Source organism: Micrococcus sp. iso_229 (assembly GCF_058072725.1).
Map to the genome: position 1 here is coordinate 1,167,447 of NZ_CM176514.1, position 18,043 is coordinate 1,185,489.

The following is an 18,043-nucleotide window of genomic DNA, read 5'->3' on the forward strand; positions in this document are numbered from 1 at the left end:
GCCCGTCGATGCCCCGTTCTGCCCGCCGCGGAGCGGGGCGTCGTCGTGTGACGGGGTAGACTGACCGGCGACGTAGGGGAGTATCCCGAACACTGTGGACGTCAGCACGCCGCGGCCGCCGAGAGCGCGCCGCCGGCCGGACACAGGGGCCTGCACCGGAGAACCCACGGTGGGGCGGAGAGACTTGCGGCGCAGAACTGACCCCTGACGCCGAAAGGTGACCCTGTGGAAATCAATGGACTCACGTGGGGCTTGACGATCGCCCTGATCGTCGGACTCCTCGCATTCGACTACTTCGCCCACGTGCGCAAGGCGCACACGCCGACCATCAAGGAGGCCGCGGTCTGGTCGGGCGTCTACGTCGGCCTCGCGCTCGTCTTCGGCCTCGTGTTCTTCGCCTTCGGCGACACGCAGCACGCCGTGGAGTACTACACCGGCTACCTGCTGGAGAAGGCGCTCAGCGTCGACAACCTGTTCGTGTTCCTCGTGATCATGGCCAGCTTCCGGGTGCCGCGCGAGTACCAGCAGAAGGTGCTCCTGTTCGGCATCACCTTCGCGCTGATCTCGCGCACCCTGTTCATCCTGCTCGGCGCCGCCGTCATCGCCGCGTGGTCGGACGTGTTCTACCTCTTCGGCCTGTTCCTGCTGATCATCGCCGGCGGCCAGCTCAAGGGCGAGATGTCCGGCGACGCCGAGGGCGCCCAGGACGAGGCGGACAACGTGATGGTCCGCCTCGTCAAGCGGTTCCTGCCCGCCTCCGACCAGTTCGACGGCGAACGCCTCTTCACGACGGTGGACGGCAAGCGCCTCATGACGCCGATGCTGCTCGTGATGATCGCGATCGGCGCCACGGACATCCTCTTCGCCTTCGACTCCATCCCCGCGATCTTCGGCGTGACCCAGGAGGCGTACATCGTCTTCACCGCCACGGCCTTCTCCCTGATGGGCCTGCGCCAGCTGTACTTCCTGATCGACGGCCTGCTCGACCGCCTCGTCTACCTGGCCTACGGGCTCTCCGCGCTGCTGGCGTTCATCGGCGTCAAGCTCATCCTGCACGCGCTGCACGAGAACAACCTGCCGTTCATCAACGGCGGCGAGAACGTGCCGGTGGCGGAGATCCCCACGAACCTCTCGCTCGTCGTCGTGGTGGTCATCCTGGCCATCACCGTGCTCGTGTCCCTGTACTCGCCCAAGGGCCAGGCCCTGCGGGCGCTGCAGAACGCCGAGAAGTACTCGTACCGGTACTCGAAGCTGGCCGAGGACGCCGACCCGGCCGAGCGCGAGCGCGCCGCCGCCCTGATGGACCGCTGGACGGCCCGGGCCGAGGCCCTGGACCAGCGCTGGCGCGACCAGCTGCTCGAGCACAAGGACGCGTGGTCGGCGATCATCCGCACGGCCCACGAGACCCGGTTCGCGGATCCCCGTGACGACGACGCGCGCGGGGTCTCCGAGCAGATCGTGCGGCAGGACGGGCCCACCGTCTGAGCCGATCACGGCGCCGGGGGAGCACTCCGCCGGCGCCCGGGCCCCCGAGCCGGTCAGTCGACCGGGTCGGGGGCCGTCGTCGTCCCGGCGCCGTCCGCCGCGGTCATCGCCAGGAGCCGGTCGAGGATCGCCGGCCCGTCGTCGGCGATGCCGTCGTGGTGGAAGGCGTCGGTCTCCCACACCCGCAGGCCACGGACGCGCCCCGCCGTCTCGAGCGAGAGGTCCCGGTCCACGTACACGTCGTCGGCGTAGACGGCGGCGGCCACGGGGACGGTGTTCTGCGCCAGGGCGGCCACGTCGTAGAGCGGGCCCCACTGCGTGCGCTCGGCCAGCAGCCGCGCCGTGCCGGCCAGGGGCCGCAGCCGGGGGTCGACCTCGACGGACCAGGGCATGACGTGCTCGCCCGTGGGCAGCGGGACCGCGGTCGCCTCGGGGTCGAAGTCCGGGTGCTCGGCGAGCATCCGGGACGCCGACCAGCCGGTGTCCGCCCGGCCGTCGGCCAGGTCCGCCGGCTGCGCGTAGATCGCCTCGTGCAGCACGGTGTAGAGCGGGTTGACGAGGCGGTCGTCCTGGTCGGCGACGGCGGCCAGGAACGTCTCGGACAGGCGCGGCGCGGGGCCGGTGCGGTCCACGGCCTCGGCGAGGACCCAGTGCAGGCGGTCCACGCGGGTGTTGCCGCCCAGCAGCATGCCCAGACCCTGGGCCCGTCCCACGGTGAGCGGCCCGCCGCCGGGCAGGGGGATCGGGGCGCCCGCGGCCTCGGCGGCGCGGATCAGCCCCACGGCCTCCGACCACGCGTCGCGGTCGGCCGGGTGCCGGTCGAAGAACTCCTCGGCGCGGGCGCGCATCCGGGCGTAGGTGGCCCGGTAGACCCGGTCGGCGTGGCCGGTGAGCGGGGCGAGGCCGCCGGTCACCAGGCTGCGCTGCAGGCCCTCCGGGTGGAAGGAGAGATAGCTCAGCGTGCAGAACCCGCCGAAGCTCTGGCCCAGTGTGGTCCACGGCCCGGCGCCGAGGGCGAGGCGCAGCATCTCGGCGTCCCGCACGATCGAGGGCGCCCGCAGGTGCACCAGGTGCTCGGCGCGCGCCTCGTCCGTGGCGAAGGCGCCCGGGGCGGTCAGGGTCGCCACAGTGGCCGGGGTCGAACGCCCCGTGCCGCGCTGGTCCAGCAGCAGCACGCGGTGGCTCTCGGCCAACACCCCGAGCCAGCCGCTCAGGCGCACAGGGCGAGGCCCGGCACTGCCGGGGCCACCCTGGAGGTACAGGGCCCAGGGACGCTCGCCCTCGGGGTCGTCCTTCGCCCGGATCTCGCGGGCGAAGACGGTCAGCGTGCCGCGCCCGTGCGGCCCGACGCCGGTGCCCGCCGCATCCTGCGCCTCGGCCTCGGCGAGGCCCAGCGCGTGGTCGATCGGCACCGAGAACCAGTGGTCCACCGTGACGGTGCCGTCGTAGAGCTCGGTGCGCTCGCCCACGCGGTGGCGGGCCGGCTCGAGGGGAGCGAAGCCGCGCGGGTCGCCCGCCACGGGCCGTCCTGCCGCCCGGGCGTCCCCGGCGCTCACAGGCCCCACCCGGACTCGGGCGCGCCCACGGAGACCACCCGGATCACGGGATGGCCCGCCTCGTCGGAGGCGTCCAGGTCGACCACGGCGTTGATCCCGTGGTCCAGGTCCCCGTCCGGGTCCTTCAGGACCTGCCGCACCGCCCACCAGCGCGGGCCGGCCAGCTCCAGCGGGGCGGCGACGTCGGGGGCCGCGGCCACGCGGAACAGCTCGGGGCCACGCGCGGCGGGGCCGTCGTCGATGTCCTCGTGGTCGTCGAAGTAGGCGTCGAGGGCGTCGGCCCAGTCGTCGGCGGACAGGTCGCCGGACAGGGCCGCGAGCGCCTCGTCCCGCTCGTCGCCGAACAGGCGCACCCGCTGGAACATCGCGTTGCGGACCATCACCCGGAACACGGGCTCGTTGTCCGTCAGGCGGGGCGGCGCCGGCGGCTCGAGCGCCTCCATGTCCCGGCGCAGCTCGTCGATGTCCCCGGCCACCAGGTCCTCCCACTCCTCCAGGAGGGACGAGTCGGTCTGCTTCACCATCTCGTCGAGCCAGTCCAGCAGCACCTGGAGCTCCTCGGTGCGGGCCGCCTCGGGCACCGTGTGGCGCAGCGCCTTGACCGCGTCCGTGAGGTAGCGCAGCAGCACGCCCTCGGACCGGGCGATCCCGTAGAACCGCACGTAGTCGCCGAAGCCCATGGCCCGCTCGAACATGTCGCGCACCACGGACTTGGGGGTCAGCTCGAACTCCGCGAGCCACGGGGCGTCCTGCCGGTAGAGCTCGAACTGCTGCTCGAGGAGCTCGGCCAGCGGGCGCGGGTGGGTGATCTCGTCGAGGGCCCGCATGCGGTCGTTGTAGTCCATGCCCTCGGCCTTCATGGCGGCCACGGCCTCGCCCTTGGCGTGCTTGACCTGGGCGGAGAGCACCTGGCGCGGCGGGTCGAGGGTCGCCTCGATCACGGAGACGACGTCGAGCGCGTGGTCGGGATCGGCCGGGTCCAGCAGGTCGAGCGCGGCGAGGGCGAAGGGGGAGAGCGGCTGGTTGAGCGCGAAGTCCGGCTGCAGGTCCACCGTGAGGTCCACGGTGCGGCCCTCGGCGTCCGGCTCGGGCAGACGCTCGACGACGCCCGTGGCCAGCAGCTCCCGGAAGATCCCGAGCGCGCGGCGCATGAGCACCGCCTGGCGGGCCGGGGTCTCGTGGGTGCCGCGCAGCAGGCGCCGGACCGCGATGACCGGGTCGCCGGGCCGGTCGAGGATGTTCAGCAGCATCGAGTGCGTGATCCGCATGCGGGAGACCAGCGGCTCCGGCTCGGCGGAGACGAGGCGCTCGAACGTCGCCGGCCCCCACGAGACGAAGCCGGCCGGCGGGGTCTTGCGCTTGCCGGACTTCACGGACTGCTTCATGCGCTTGGCCCGCTCGGCCTCGTCCTTGACGTTCGCGAACTTCGCCGCGGCCTTGCGCTCGGCCGCCTTGTTCTCGATCACGTGCTCGGGGGCCTGGACCACCACGGTGCCGGAGGTGTCGAAGCCGGCCCGGCCCGCCCGGCCGGCGATCTGGTGGAACTCGCGGGCCTGGAGCAGGCGGGTCTTCTCGCCGTCGAACTTGGACAGCGCGGTGAGCAGCACGGTGCGGATCGGCACGTTGATCCCGACGCCGAGCGTGTCCGTGCCGCAGATGACCTTGAGCAGCCCGTCCTGGGCCAGCTTCTCCACGAGGCGGCGGTACTTGGGCAGCATGCCCGCGTGGTGCACACCGATGCCCGCCCGGACGAGGCGGTTCAGGGTGTGCCCGAAGCCCGCGGAGAAGCGGAAGCCGGCGATCCGCGCGGCGATCGCCTCCTTCTCCTCCCTGGATGTCACCGAGATCGAGGACAGACCCTGGGCCGTCTCCACGGCGTCCAGCTGCGAGAAGTGCACGATGTACACCGGTGCCTGGTGGGTGCTCACGAGCTCCTCGACCTTCTCCTGCAGCGGCACCTCGGACCACTCGAACGTCAGCGGGATGGGGCGCTCCGCGTGGGCGACGACGGCGACCTCGCGCCCGGTGCGCTCGGTCAGGTCCGCCTCGAGGCGGGTCGTGTCGCCGAGGGTGGCCGACATCAGCAGGAACCGGGCCTGCGGCAGCTCGAGGAGGGGCACCTGCCAGGCCCAGCCGCGGGAGGGGTCCGCGTAGTAGTGGAACTCGTCCATCACCACGGTGCCGATCTCCATGCCCGAACTCTCGCGCAGCGCACGGTTGGCGAGGATCTCGGCGGTGCAGCAGATGATGGGGGCGTCACCGTTGACGGTGGAGTCACCCGTGACCATGCCCACGTTCTCCGCACCGAACACGTCCACCAGCGCGAAGAACTTCTCCGAGACGAGCGCCTTGATCGGCGCCGTGTAGTAGGAGACGGCGTCGTGGGCGAGCGCATCGGCGTGTGCGGCCAGCGCCACCAGGGACTTGCCGGACCCGGTGGGCGTCGCCAGGATCACGTGCCGGCCCTGGACCAGCTCGAGGGCGGCCTCCTCCTGGGCGGGGTAGAGCGCGATGCCGCGGTCCTCGGTCCAGGCCGCGAAGGCCCCGAAGACGTCGTCGGCGTCCGGGGTCGGCGGGAGCGCGTCGATGCGGTCGGTCAGCGAGGGCGGGTTCGTGGCGGCAGAAGTCATCGCCCCCAGGGTATCGGCCGCTCCGCGCGATACGGTGCCGCCATGAGTCAGATCGCGCCCGAGAGCCCGCACCCGGACACCGACGCCGTCGTGGGGGACGTGACCGGCCGAGAGGGCGGGGGGTTCACCTGGGATCCCGCGCAGTACGAGGGCTTCGCCGAGCACCGCGCCCGCCCCTTCCACGACCTGGTGGGGCGCGTGCGCGCCGAGGCGCCGCGCGTCGTGGTGGACCTGGGCTGCGGCCCGGGGACCCTGACCCGGACGCTGGCCGAGCGCTGGCCGGACGCCGAGGTGATCGGTCTGGACGACTCGCCCGCCATGCTGGAGCGGGCCCGGGAGCAGGCGGCCCGCACGGGCGCCCCCGCCAACCTGCGCTTCGAGGCGGTCGACGCCTCGCAGTGGCGCCCGTCGAGGGCGACGGACGTCGTGGTGTCCAACGCGATGCTCCAGTGGATCCCGACGCACCGTCGCCTGATCCGGCGCTGGCTCGGGGACCTCACGCCGGGGGCCTGGTTCGCGGCGCAGATCCCGCGGCCCTACGAGCAGCCCTCCCATGCGGCGATCGTGGCGCTGGCGGAGGACCCGGCCTTCTCCGAGCCGCTGCACGGGGTGGCGACGACCCGCACCGTGGCGCCGCCCGAGGAGTACACGCGGCTGTTCCTCGAGGCGGGGTGGTCCCCGGTCGTCTGGGAGACGGAGTACCAGCAGGTCCTGACGGGCGAGGACCCGGTGTTCCGGTGGACCTCCGGCGCGGCCCTGCGACCGAGCCTGCAGGCCCTGGCCCGCTGGGACGCCGAGGAGGGCGCCGCCGAGGGCGCCGGGCTGCTCGAGGCGTTCGTGGACCGGTACCGCGCCGCCATGCGCGAGGCGTACCCGCCGGTGCCCGGCATCACGGCCGACGACGGCGGCCCGGTCACGATCTTCCCGGCCCGGCGCCTGTTCATGGTGGGGCAGAAGCCGGCCTGACGCCGGGCCCGGGACCGCCCGGGCGCACCGTCACCAGCCGCGGTCGGCCCACTCCGGCAGGTGGGGGCGTTCGGCGCCCAGGGTCGTGGACGCGCCGTGGCCGGGGTGGACCACCACGTCGTCGTCGAACGCGTCGAAGATCCGTTCCGTGACGTCCGTGAACAGCTGACGGAACCGGCCGTCGTCGCCCTCGGTGTTGCCCACCCCGCCCGGGAAGAGGGAGTCGCCGGTGAAGAGCACGGCCGGCTCGTCCGCCTCGGGGCGGCACACCAGCGCGATGGACCCGGGCGTGTGGCCGCGCAGGGCCACCACCTCGAGGCGGAGCCCGTCCGCCCCCACGGTGTCCCCGTGGCGCAGGCGCACGTCGGGGGCGACCCCCGTGGCCTCGGCGATCGCGTCGGCGTCGTCCTCGCCGGCCGCCGTGCGGGCCCCGGTCAGGGAGGCCAGCGCCGGCAGCGCGCGCACGTGGTCCCAGTGCCGGTGCGTGGTGACGATCATCTCGAGGCGCGGCTCGCACGGGGTGTCGTCCGCGGCCGAGGCGATGAGGTCGCGGATGGCCTCGGCGTCGTCGGCGGCGTCGATCAGCACCTGCGCCCCCGTGGTCTTGGAGGTGAGCAGGTACACGTTGTTGTCCATCTCCGACACGGAGCAGGTGCGCACCGTGACGGCGGGCAGATCGTGCAGGAGGCGGTTCCGGGCGGTCTCGGGCATGCGCAACAGTGTACGGACGGGGCGGCGAGGCGCCAGGGCGGGCCCAGCCCGCGGTGGGTTCGCCCATAGGCGAGACCCCGGTGTCGTGTCCGTGCCGCCCCTATGCTGGCCGCGTGCCCAAGAACTCCTCCACCACCGTCTCCTCCGCCGTCGAGACCCACGCCGGCGGCCTCGCCTCCGGCCCCGGCGGCGCGCGCTCGGGCGAGCGGGACCGCATCGTCGTCCAGGGCGCCCGCGAGCACAACCTGAAGGACGTGGACGTCAGCTTCCCGCGGGACGCCATGGTCGTGTTCACGGGTCTGTCCGGCTCGGGCAAGTCCTCCCTGGCCTTCGACACGATCTTCGCCGAGGGCCAGCGACGCTACGTCGAGTCGCTCTCCTCCTACGCCCGCATGTTCCTGGGCCGGGTGGACAAGCCGGACGTGGACTTCATCGAGGGCCTGTCCCCGGCCGTGTCCATCGACCAGAAGTCCACCAACCGCAACCCGCGCTCCACGGTGGGGACCATCACCGAGATCTACGACTACATGCGCCTGCTCTGGGCGCGCGTCGGGGTGCCGCACTGCCCGCAGTGCGGGGAGCCGGTGAGCCGGCAGACCCCGCAGCAGATCGTGGACCAGCTCGAGGAGCTGCCCGAGCGCACCCGCTTCCAGGTGCTCGCGCCCGTGGTCCGCGGCCGCAAGGGCGAGTTCGTGGACCTGTTCCAGGACCTGTCCACGCAGGGCTTCGCCCGCGCCGTCGTGGACGGGGAGACCGTCCAGCTCTCGGACCCGCCCGTGCTGAAGAAGCAGGTCAAGCACACCATCGCCGTCGTCGTGGACCGCCTCGCCATGAAGGAGGGCATCCGCCAGCGCCTCACCGACTCGGTGGAGACCGCCCTGAAGCTGGCGGACGGCCTCGTCGTGGCCGAGTTCGTGGACGTGGAGCCGGTCGCCGAGAAGGCCAAGAAGAACACCGCGGAGTTCGGCGGGCGGGACGCCGAGGGCAACCCCCGGTACCGCTCGTTCTCCGAGAAGCTCTCCTGCCCCAACGGGCACGAGCAGACCGTGGACGAGATTGAGCCGCGCTCGTTCTCCTTCAACAACCCGTTCGGCGCGTGCCCCGAGTGCACCGGCATCGGCTCCCGCCTGCAGGTGGACCCGGACCTCGTCGTCGCCAACGACGAGCTGTCCCTGCGTGAGGGCGCCGTGGTGCCGTGGTCGCTGGGCAAGTCCACCTCGGACTACTGGCTGCGCGTGCTCGGCGGGCTGGGCAAGGAGATGGGCTTCTCCCTGGACACCCCGTGGAAGGACCTGACGGAGGCGGAGCGCGACGCCGTCCTGAACGGCAAGGACTTCAAGGTGGAGGTGACGTTCCGCAACCGGTTCGGGCGCGAGCGCCGCTACACCACGGGCTTCGAGGGCGTCATCCCCTACGTGATGCGCAAGCACGGGGAGACCGAGTCGGACGGCGCCCGCGAGCGCTACGAGTCGTTCATGCGGGAGATCCCGTGCCCGGCGTGCCACGGGGCCCGCCTCAACCCCACGGTCCTGAACGTGCTCGTGGGCGGCCTGTCCATCGCGGACGCCACCCGCCTGCCCATGCGGGAGGCCATGGAGTTCTTCTCGGGGCTGCGACTGACGGACCGCGAGCGGCAGATCGCGGACCAGGTGCTCAAGGAGATCCTGGCCCGGCTGGCGTTCCTGCTGGACGTCGGCCTCGAGTACCTCAACCTGGAGCGGCCGGCCGGCACCCTCTCCGGAGGCGAGGCCCAGCGCATCCGCCTGGCCACGCAGATCGGCTCCGGGCTGGTCGGCGTCCTCTACGTGCTCGACGAGCCGTCCATCGGCCTGCACCAGCGGGACAACCGCCGCCTCATCGAGACCCTCCTGCGCCTGCGGGACCTCGGCAACACCCTCATCGTCGTCGAGCACGACGAGGACACGATCGCCGAGGCGGACTGGATCGTGGACATCGGTCCTCGCGCGGGCGAGCACGGCGGCGAGGTCGTGCACTCGGGCTCCCTGGCGGATCTCAAGGCGAACACGCGGTCCGTCACCGGCGACTACCTCTCCGGCCGCCGCTCCATCGCGGTGCCGGAGCGGCGTCGCGTCCCGGAGAAGGGGCGCATGCTGACGGTCCGCGGGGCCCAGGAGAACAACCTGAAGGACGTCTCGGTGGAGGTCCCGCTCGGGGTCCTCACCGCCGTGACGGGCGTGTCCGGCTCCGGCAAGTCCACGCTGATCAACGAGATCCTCTACAAGGTCCTGGCCAACCGGCTCAACGGCGCCAAGCTCGTGCCCGGCCGGCACCGGTCCGTGGAGGGGCTCGAGCACCTGGACAAGGTGGTCCACGTGGACCAGAGCCCCATCGGGCGCACGCCGCGCTCCAACCCCGCCACCTACACGGGCGTGTTCGACGCGATCCGCAAGCTCTTCGCGGAGACGCCCGAGGCGAAGGTCCGGGGCTACCAGCAGGGCCGGTTCTCCTTCAACATCAAGGGCGGGCGCTGCGAGGCGTGCGCGGGCGACGGCACGCTGAAGATCGAGATGAACTTCCTGCCGGACGTCTACGTGCCGTGCGAGGTGTGCCACGGGGCCCGGTACAACCGGGAGACGCTCGAGGTCACCTACAAGGGCAAGAACATCGCCGAGGTCCTCGACATGCCGATCGAGGAGGCCGCGGACTTCTTCAGCGCGTACACCCGCATCTCGCGGTACCTGGACACGCTCGTCGACGTCGGTCTGGGCTACGTCCGCCTGGGCCAGCCCGCCACCACGCTCTCGGGCGGCGAGGCCCAGCGCGTGAAGCTGGCGGCCGAGCTCCAGAAGCGCTCCAACGGCCGCACCATCTACGTGCTGGACGAGCCGACCACGGGGCTGCACTTCGACGACATCCGCAAGCTCCTGCACGTGCTCCAGTCCCTCGTGGACAAGGGCAACACGGTGCTCACCATCGAGCACAACCTCGACGTGATCAAGAGTGCCGACCACGTGATCGACCTCGGCCCCGAGGGCGGCTCCGGGGGCGGCACGATCGTGGCCGCGGGCACGCCGGAGGAGGTCGCACACGTCGCGGAGAGCCACACGGGCCGGTTCCTCGCGGAACTGCTCGCGTAGCATGGACCCCGCCCACGCAGGACGCGGACGAAGGAGAGCCATGGCGACGTCGGAGCCCGTGCGCAGGAGCGCCGCCGCGCTCCTGCGGCTCACCTGCCGCCCCGAGGTCGTCGGCATGGAGCACGTCCCTGCGCGGGGCCCCTTCGTCATGGCCTCCAACCACCTGTCCTTCGTCGACTCGGTGATCCTCCAGGCCCTCGCCCCCCGCCCGGTCCACTTCTTCGCCAAGGAGGAGTACTTCACGGGCACGGGCCTGCGGGGCCGCGTCCGGCGGCGGTTCTTCGAGTCCGTGGGCTCCGTCCCCGTCCGCCGGGGCGAGCAGGCCGCCTCCGTGGCCGCGCTCGAGTCCCTCGTGGGCCTGCTCGAGTCCGGCCAGGGCGTCGGCATCTACCCGGAGGGCACCCGCAGCCGCGACGGCCGCCTCTACCGCGGCCGCACCGGTGCGGCCTGGCTGGCCCTGGCCACCGGCGCACCCGTGGTGCCCGTGGGCCTCGTCGGCACGCAGCACCTCCAGCCGCCGGACACGAACGGCTTCCGTCCCCACCGGTTCTCCGTGCGCGTGGGCGCGCCCCTGGACTTCGGCCACCCCGGGCGTCGACACACCCTGCCGCAGCGCCGCGACGCGACGGCGGCGATCATGGACGCCATCGGCGCGCTCTCGGGGCAGGAGCGCGTGGACGCCTACAACGCCGCCCCGGGCGCCCGTGGCTGATCCGGCCTCCTACCGCCCGGCTCCGGGCGAGATCTCCACGTCGCCCGGCGTCTACCGCTTCCGCGACGCGGACGGACGCGTCGTCTACGTCGGCAAGGCGAAGAACCTGCGCGCCCGCCTGAGCTCCTATTTCCAGGACCCGGCTCGGCTGGCCACCAAGACCCGGACCATGGTGTTCACGGCGGCCGCGGTCGAGTGGACCGTCGTCGGCTCCGAGCTGGAGGCGCTCCAGCTCGAGTACACGTGGATCAAGGAGTATCGCCCCCGGTTCAACATCATGTACCGGGACGACAAGTCGTACCCCTACCTGGCCGTGACCATGAACGAGCAGTTCCCGCGCGTCCAGGTGATGCGCGGCGACCGGAAGCCCGGCGTGAAGTACTTCGGCCCGTTCCACCCGGCCAAGGCGATCCGGGAGACCGTGGACCTGATGCTGCGCGTCTTCCCGGTCCGCACGTGCTCGGCGGGCGTGTTCAAGCGGGCCCGCGCCCAGGACCGGCCGTGCCTGCTCGGCTACATCGGCAAGTGCTCGGCGCCCTGCGTGGGCCGGATCAGCCCGGCGGACCATCGCGCGCTGGCCCAGGACTTCTGCGACTTCATGGCCGGGGACGCGAACCGGTTCATCCGCGAGCTGGAGAAGGCCATGGCCCGTGCCGTCGAGGAGCTGCGCTACGAGGACGCGGCCCGGCTGAGGGACGACATCGCCGCGCTGCGCCGCGTGTTCGAGCGCAACGCCGTGGTGCTGCCGGAGAACACGGAGGCGGACATCTTCGCCCTGCACGCGGACGAGCTGGAGGTCGCGGTGCAGGTGTTCCACGTCCGGCAGGGACGCATCCGCGGCCAGCGCGGCTGGGTCATGGAGCGCGTGGAGGACGTCGCCGAGCCGGAGATGGTCGCGCACCTGCTCCAGCAGGTCTACGGCGACCTCGAGGGGCCGGAGCGCATCCCGCACGAGATCCTCGTCCCGGTCGAGCCCGACGACGCCGCACAGCTCACCGAGTGGCTCTCGGGCCTGCGCGGGTCCCGGGTCGCCGTGCGCGTGCCCCGGCGGGGCTCGAAGGCGGACCTCATGGAGACCGTCCGGGAGAACGCGGAGATGGCCCTCAAGCTGCACAAGTCGCGGCGGTCCGGGGACCTCACCACCCGCTCCGCCGCCCTGCGGGAGCTGCAGGAGGCCCTGGAGATCACCGAGCCCCTGCTGCGCATCGAGTGCTACGACATCTCCCACTCCCAGGGCACCAACGTGGTCGGCTCGATGGTCGTCATGGAGGACGGGCTGCCGAAGAAGAAGGACTACCGCCGCTTCAACGTCACGGGGGAGGCCGCCCGGGACGACACGGCGTCCCTGCGCGACGTCCTGCGGCGGCGTTTCGCCCGCCTGGCCAAGGAGCGCGCGGAGGGCGCCCCGCTGTCCGGTCAGGTCGAGGGGGACGATCAGGAGGCGGGGCGCCGCTTCGCGTACCCGCCCTCGCTCGTGGTGGTCGACGGCGGCCCGCCCCAGGTGGCCGCGGCCGCGGCGGTCCTCGAGGAGCTGGGCCTGGACGACCTGCCCGTGGTCGGGCTGGCCAAGCGGCTCGAGGAGGTGTGGCTGCCAGGCGACGAGTTCCCGGTGGTCCTGCCGCGCACCTCGGAGGGCCTGTACCTGCTCCAGCGCATCCGTGACGAGTCGCACCGGTTCGCGATCGCGGGCCACCGCAGCCGGCGGTCCAAGGCGATGACCGTCTCCGCCCTGGACGGGATCCCGGGTCTGGGCCCGGCCAAGCGCACCGCGCTGCTGAACCACTTCGGCTCCGTCGCCGAGATCCGGGCCGCCGGCGTGGACCGGCTGACCGAGGTCGCCGGCATCGGGCCGCGGCTGGCCGAGGCCGTCCACACGGCGCTCACGGCCGACACGCCCGCGGATACAGTGGAGTCATGATCGAGGAGACCCTCCAGCCGGAGAAGCCGCCGAGATCCGAGGTGCTCGTGATCGCCGGGATGTCCGGCGCCGGACGGACCACCGCCGCGCACGCGCTCGAGGACCACGGCTGGGACGTGGTGGAGAACATGCCGCCGGCCCTGTTCGGCACGCTGGCCGAGCTCATCGCCCGCTCGCCGGAGGCGTTCCCGCGCCTGGCGATCGTGGTGGACGTGCGCTCGCGCTCCTACTTCGAGGAGCTGTACGCCGCCCTGCAGCACCTGGCCAACAGTGGGGTGGAGTACCGCACGGTGTTCCTCGATGCGGACGATCACGTGCTCCTCCGGCGCTTCGAGGCCGGCCGCCGCCCCCACCCGATGCAGGGCAACGCCCGGCTGCTGGACGGCATCCGCGCGGAGCGGGACGTCGTCGAGCCGCTCAAGGCGCGTGCCGACGTCGTGGTGGACACCACCGAGCTGAACGTGCACGGCCTGGCCACGGAGATCACCGAGCTGTTCTCGGAGTCCGGCCCCGTCACGCTGCGCCTGACCATCATGAGCTTCGGGTTCAAGTACGGCGTCCCGGCGGACGCGAACTTCGTGGCGGACATGCGCTTCATCCCCAACCCCCACTGGGTGCCGGCGCTGCGTCCGCACACGGGCACGGAGGCCGCGGTCGCGGACTACGTGCTCTCCCGCCCCGGTGTCGAGGACTTCCTGCGCGCGTACGTCGCCATGCTGGGGCCGGTGTTCGAGGGCTACCGGCGGGAGAACAAGCACTACGCCACGCTCGCCATCGGCTGCACGGGCGGCAAGCACCGCTCCGTGGCCGTCGCCGAGGAGCTGGCCCGGCGCCTGGCCCAGGTGCCCCACGTCACGGTGCACGTCCAGCACCGGGACATGGGGCGCGAATGACGTCCCCGCTCACCGGCCAGCTGCCCCTGCCGCCCGGGATGGGTTCGGAAGGGCGCGGGGTGGGCGCCGGCATGTCCCGCCCCACGGCCCGGGTCACCGCCCTCGGCGGCGGCCACGGCCTCTCCGCGTCCCTCGCGGCCCTGCGGCACGTGGCCGGGCACCTCACGGCCGTCGTCACGGTGGCGGACGACGGCGGCTCCTCCGGCACCATCCGCCGGGAGATGGCGGTGCTGCCGCCCGGCGACCTCCGCATGGCGCTGGCCGCCCTGTGCGACGACACCGACTGGGGTCGGACCTGGGCCCACGTCATGCAGCACCGCTTCCGCTCCACCGAGGTGCCCGCGGACCAGGCCACCCTGGACAACCACGCGCTCGGGAACCTCCTGATCGTCGCCCTCTGGGAGCTGCTGGGCGACCCGGTGGACGGGCTGCGCTGGGCCGGCGCCCTGCTGCGGGCGCACGGCGAGGTCCTGCCGGTCTCGCGGGTGCCGCTGACCATCGGCGGGGACGTGCTCAGCGCCGGCCCGGACGGCCGCCTGCGCACCCGATGCGTGGAGGGCCAGGTGGCCCTCGCGGTCGCCGCGTTCGAGGGGCGCGTCACCGACGTCCGCCTGAGCCCGTCCGACGCCCCCGCCACCCCGGAGGCGCTCTCGGCGATCGAGCTGGCCGACTGGGTGGTGCTCGGACCCGGCTCGCTGTACACGTCGGTGCTGCCGCACCTGCTGATGCCGGACGTGCGCGCGGCCCTCGCCGCCACCACCGCCCGGCGCCTCATGGTGCTGAACCTGCGCACGGGAGACCAGGAGACCACCGGCCTCACCCACGCCGACCACCTCAAGGTGCTGCGCTCCTATGCGCCGGACCTCCGGCTGGACGTGGTGATCGCCGACGTGGACGCGGTCACCGACCGGGCGGCGGTGGAGGCCGAGGCGGCCCGGATGGGCGCGCGCGTGGCGTTCAGTAGAGTGAGCAGTGCCCAGGATCCCCAGGTCCACGACCCGCTGCGCCTGGCCGTCGCGATCGACGAGGCGATGACCCACTGACGCGCGCACCTCGCCGAGAAGGAGCACGAGCATGGCGCTGACCATGACCCTCAAGGAGGAGCTGGCCCGTGTGCCGGTCGCCGCGACCCCGGAGCGGCGGGCGGAGACCGCGGCGATGCTGCGGTTCGCCGGGGGGTTGCACCTCGTGGCCGGCCGCGTCGTCGTGGAGGCGGAGCTGGACCACGGCGCCAGTGCGCGCCGCCTGCGCGCCGCCATCACCGACCTGTACGGCCTGGCCCCGGAGATCGTGGTGGTCTCCGGCGGCAACCTGCGCCGTGGTCAGCGGTACGTGCTCCGGGTCGTGCGCGGGGGAGAGGACCTCGCCCGGCAGACCGGGCTCATCGACCAGCGGGGGCGGCCCGTGCGTGGCCTCGCGCCGGTCCTCGTCAGCGGGACGACGGCGGCCACCGCCGCCGTGTGGCGCGGGGCCCTGCTGGCCCACGGCTCCCTCACCGAGCCCGGCCGCTCGGCGGCCCTCGAGGTGACCACGCCGGGCCCGGAGGCCGCCCTCGCGCTGGTGGGGGCCGCGCGTCGGCTCCGCGTGGCGGCGAAGGCACGCGAGGTGCGTCAGTCGGACCGCGTCGTGGTCCGCGACGGCGAGGCGATCGCCACGCTGCTGGCCGCCGTCGGCGCGGAGCAGACCGCGACCCTCTGGCGCGAGCGGCGCGAGCGCAAGGAGGTCCGGGCCACCGCCAACCGCCTGGCGAACTTCGACGACGCCAACCTGCGCCGCTCCGCCCAGGCCGCCGTCATGGCCGGGGCGAAGGTGGAGCGGGCCCTCGAGATCCTCGGGGACGAGGTGCCCGACCACCTTCGCTACGCGGGACGGCTGCGCCTCGAGCACAAGCAGGCCTCCCTCGACGAGCTCGGCCGCCTCGCGGACCCGCCGATGACCAAGGACGCCGTCGCCGGGCGCATCCGCCGGCTGCTGGCCATGGCGGACAAGCGGGCCGCCGAGCGGGGCATCCCCGGGACGGACGCGGCCTCCGAGGGCTGAGCGCGGGATCACCGTCGACGGGATCTGGCCCCGGCGCTCCGCCCCCGATCACAATGGAGACGGACGGAATACGCCGCCGAGACGCGAGGTTGCCCGAGGTGGAGGCCGAGGGCGTCCTGCCCGCAGCCTCGCCTGACCAAGGAGGAAGCATGACCGAATACACCCTTCCGGAGCTGGACTACGACTACGCCGCGCTGGAGCCGCACATCTCGGCCCGCATCATGGAGCTGCACCACTCCAAGCACCACGCCACGTACGTCAAGGGCGCGAACACCGCCCTGGAGAAGCTGGCCGCCGCGCGTGAGGCCGGCGACTTCGGCTCCGTGAACCAGCTGTCGAAGGACCTCGCCTTCAACCTGGGCGGGCACACGAACCACTCGATCTTCTGGAAGAACCTCTCGCCGGAGGGCGGCGACAAGCCGACCGGCGAGCTGGCCGCCGCCATCGACGAGTACTTCGGCTCGTTCGACCAGTTCCAGGCCCACTTCACCGCCGCCGCCCTCGGCATCCAGGGCTCCGGCTGGGCCGTGCTGGCCTACGAGCCCATCGGCGGCAACCTGGTGATCGAGCAGTTCTACGACCAGCAGAACGGCGTGCCGGTCGCCACCATCCCGCTGTTCCAGCTGGACATGTGGGAGCACGCCTTCTACCTCGACTACCAGAACGTCAAGGCGGACTACGTCAAGGCGATCTGGAACATCGTGAACTGGGCCGACGTGCAGGCCCGCTTCGAGGCCGCCCGCGCCGGCGCCTCCGGCCTGATCCTCCCGGCCTGATCCACACCGCGCACCGGGGCGCTGACGTCGTGGCCCCACGACGTCAGCGCCCCGATGCGGGGAGGGGCTCGGCGCTCCGGCCCTGTCCCCACCGCGCGCCCGGACCGGGCGCGACCGCTCGACCGCACCGCCCCGGACCCACCGCCACGGGGACCACGCAACGAGAACTAACGAGAGGGACCACCATGACCAAGATCGCCATCAACGGCTACGGCCGCATCGGACGCAACATCGTGCGCGTGCTCAGGGACCGCGGCCACGAGGGCCTCGAGCTGGTCGCCGTGAACGACCTCGCCGACCCCGAGGACCTGTTCTGGCTCACCAAGTACGACACCATCCTGGGCCGCTACCCGGGCGAGCTGGAGCGGACCGAGAAGGGGTTCCGCATCGACGGCCGCGACGTCGCGTTCTTCCAGGAGGCCGACCCGACGAAGCTGCCGTGGGGTGAGCTCGGCGTGGACCTGGTCATCGAGTGCACCGGCATCTTCACGACCGGCCCCAAGGCGCAGGCCCACCTCGACGCGGGGGCCAAGAAGGTCCTCATCTCGGCCCCCGCCAAGGAGGTCGACGGCACCTTCGTGATGGGCGTGAACGAGCACACCTACGACGCGGAGTCGATGCACATCGTCTCGAACGCCTCGTGCACCACGAACTGCCTGGCCCCGATGGCGAAGGTCCTCAACGACGAGTTCGGCATCGTGGACGGCATCATGACCACGATCCACGCGTACACCGGCGACCAGAACCTGCACGACAACGTGCACAAGAAGGATCGCCGTCGGGCGCGCGCCGCGGCCCAGAACATGGTGCCCACCTCCACGGGCGCGGCCAAGGCCATCGGCGAGGTCATCCCGGAGCTGAAGGGCAAGCTCGACGGCTTCGCCATGCGGGTGCCCACCATCACCGGCTCGGCCACCGACCTGACCGTGGAGCTGACGCGCCACGTGGAGGTCGAGGAGATCAACGCGGCGTTCAAGAAGGCCGCGGAGTCCGGTCCGCTGCAGGGCCGCCTGGTCTACTCGGAGGACCCGATCGTGTCCTCGGACATCATCACCTCCCCGGCGGCGTGCACCTTCGACGCCCCGCTGACCAAGTCCATCGGCCAGACCGTGAAGATCATCGGCTGGTACGACAACGAGTACGGCTACACCTCCCAGCTCATGGACTTCGCAGACCTCATCGGCTCGAAGCTCTGAGCCCGCACGGCGCCCGACGGCCCGGGCCGACGGTTCCTCCGTCGGCCCGGGCCGTCCGCCTA

Annotated in this window: 13 protein-coding genes; 10 read left to right on the forward strand and 3 right to left on the reverse strand. The window is 72.5% G+C overall.

The annotated features are described in order from the left end of the window. The first annotated feature begins 225 nt into the window (after positions 1-225). A complete protein-coding gene (locus tag AC3RKA_RS05485; protein WP_002855667.1) occupies positions 226-1,485 on the forward strand; it encodes a TerC family protein in 1,260 nt (419 codons plus the stop codon). A gap of 53 nt (positions 1,486-1,538) precedes the next feature. Here the strand turns inward: AC3RKA_RS05485 and AC3RKA_RS05490 are convergent, their stop codons facing one another. Continuing rightward, positions 1,539-3,005, reverse strand: coding sequence for an alpha/beta fold hydrolase (locus AC3RKA_RS05490; protein WP_489727593.1), 1,467 nt, complete (start codon positions 3,003-3,005; stop codon positions 1,539-1,541). A 32-nt stretch (positions 3,006-3,037) separates the two neighbouring features. Continuing rightward, entirely contained in the window at positions 3,038-5,671 is a 2,634-nt protein-coding gene (locus tag AC3RKA_RS05495; RefSeq protein ID WP_489727594.1) for a DEAD/DEAH box helicase, read from the reverse strand. Between the two features lie 42 nt (positions 5,672-5,713). Between AC3RKA_RS05495 and AC3RKA_RS05500 the strand changes: the two genes are divergently transcribed. Beyond that, positions 5,714-6,637, forward strand: a complete 924-nt coding sequence (locus tag AC3RKA_RS05500; RefSeq protein WP_480221681.1) for a methyltransferase domain-containing protein — start codon at positions 5,714-5,716, stop codon at positions 6,635-6,637. Positions 6,638-6,667: 30 nt separating this feature from the next. On the opposite strand, the gene AC3RKA_RS05505 is transcribed toward AC3RKA_RS05500, so the two are convergent. After that, positions 6,668-7,348: an MBL fold metallo-hydrolase gene (locus tag AC3RKA_RS05505; protein WP_134416973.1), complete on the reverse strand. Its 681-nt coding sequence runs from the start codon at positions 7,346-7,348 to the stop codon at positions 6,668-6,670. A 113-nt stretch (positions 7,349-7,461) separates the two neighbouring features. Between AC3RKA_RS05505 and uvrA the strand changes: the two genes are divergently transcribed. The 8 genes from uvrA (at position 7,462) to gap (ending at position 17,981) form a co-directional block, all read left to right on the forward strand. Next, complete coding sequence (gene uvrA / locus AC3RKA_RS05510; protein ID WP_095695702.1) at positions 7,462-10,446, forward strand: excinuclease ABC subunit UvrA; 2,985 nt, start codon at positions 7,462-7,464, stop codon at positions 10,444-10,446. 40 nt (positions 10,447-10,486) lie between these two features. Then, complete coding sequence (locus AC3RKA_RS05515; RefSeq protein WP_036315306.1) at positions 10,487-11,158, forward strand: lysophospholipid acyltransferase family protein; 672 nt, start codon at positions 10,487-10,489, stop codon at positions 11,156-11,158. Further along, a complete protein-coding gene (gene uvrC, locus AC3RKA_RS05520; RefSeq protein WP_036315391.1) occupies positions 11,151-13,076 on the forward strand; it encodes an excinuclease ABC subunit UvrC in 1,926 nt (641 codons plus the stop codon). The genes AC3RKA_RS05515 and uvrC overlap by 8 nt, the downstream gene beginning before the upstream one ends. Next, positions 13,073-13,969 carry an RNase adapter RapZ gene (gene rapZ, locus AC3RKA_RS05525; protein WP_489727595.1) on the forward strand — a complete coding sequence of 299 codons (897 nt, stop codon included), beginning with the start codon at positions 13,073-13,075 and terminating at the stop codon, positions 13,967-13,969. The genes uvrC and rapZ overlap by 4 nt, the downstream gene beginning before the upstream one ends. Further along, a complete protein-coding gene (locus AC3RKA_RS05530; RefSeq protein ID WP_049147872.1) occupies positions 13,966-15,012 on the forward strand; it encodes a gluconeogenesis factor YvcK family protein in 1,047 nt (348 codons plus the stop codon). Before rapZ ends, AC3RKA_RS05530 begins: the two co-directional genes overlap by 4 nt. Positions 15,013-15,043: 31 nt before the next feature. Further along, positions 15,044-16,009, forward strand: coding sequence for a DNA-binding protein WhiA (whiA, locus tag AC3RKA_RS05535; RefSeq protein ID WP_061867952.1), 966 nt, complete (start codon positions 15,044-15,046; stop codon positions 16,007-16,009). Positions 16,010-16,158: 149 nt separating this feature from the next. After that, on the forward strand, positions 16,159-16,785 hold the full coding sequence (locus AC3RKA_RS05540; RefSeq protein ID WP_036315296.1) for a superoxide dismutase: 627 nt from the start codon (positions 16,159-16,161) through the stop codon (positions 16,783-16,785). Positions 16,786-16,970: 185 nt separating this feature from the next. Next, positions 16,971-17,981, forward strand: coding sequence for a type I glyceraldehyde-3-phosphate dehydrogenase (gap, locus tag AC3RKA_RS05545; RefSeq protein WP_044658949.1), 1,011 nt, complete (start codon positions 16,971-16,973; stop codon positions 17,979-17,981). The last annotated feature ends 62 nt before the right edge of the window (positions 17,982-18,043 follow it).

Excerpts from the sequence above, each read along its gene's own strand:
- AC3RKA_RS05495 (WP_489727594.1), bottom strand. The coding sequence starts at position 5,671 with ATGACTTCTGCCGCCACGAACCCGCCCTCGCTGACCGACCGCATCGAC.
- AC3RKA_RS05500 (WP_480221681.1), top strand. The coding sequence starts at position 5,714 with ATGAGTCAGATCGCGCCCGAGAGCCCGCACCCGGACACCGACGCCGTC.
- AC3RKA_RS05505 (WP_134416973.1), bottom strand. The coding sequence starts at position 7,348 with ATGCCCGAGACCGCCCGGAACCGCCTCCTGCACGATCTGCCCGCCGTC.
- AC3RKA_RS05515 (WP_036315306.1), top strand. The coding sequence starts at position 10,487 with ATGGCGACGTCGGAGCCCGTGCGCAGGAGCGCCGCCGCGCTCCTGCGG.
- rapZ (WP_489727595.1), top strand. The coding sequence starts at position 13,073 with ATGATCGAGGAGACCCTCCAGCCGGAGAAGCCGCCGAGATCCGAGGTG.
- AC3RKA_RS05530 (WP_049147872.1), top strand. The coding sequence starts at position 13,966 with ATGACGTCCCCGCTCACCGGCCAGCTGCCCCTGCCGCCCGGGATGGGT.
- whiA (WP_061867952.1), top strand. The coding sequence starts at position 15,044 with ATGGCGCTGACCATGACCCTCAAGGAGGAGCTGGCCCGTGTGCCGGTC.
- AC3RKA_RS05540 (WP_036315296.1), top strand. The coding sequence starts at position 16,159 with ATGACCGAATACACCCTTCCGGAGCTGGACTACGACTACGCCGCGCTG.
- gap (WP_044658949.1), top strand. The coding sequence starts at position 16,971 with ATGACCAAGATCGCCATCAACGGCTACGGCCGCATCGGACGCAACATC.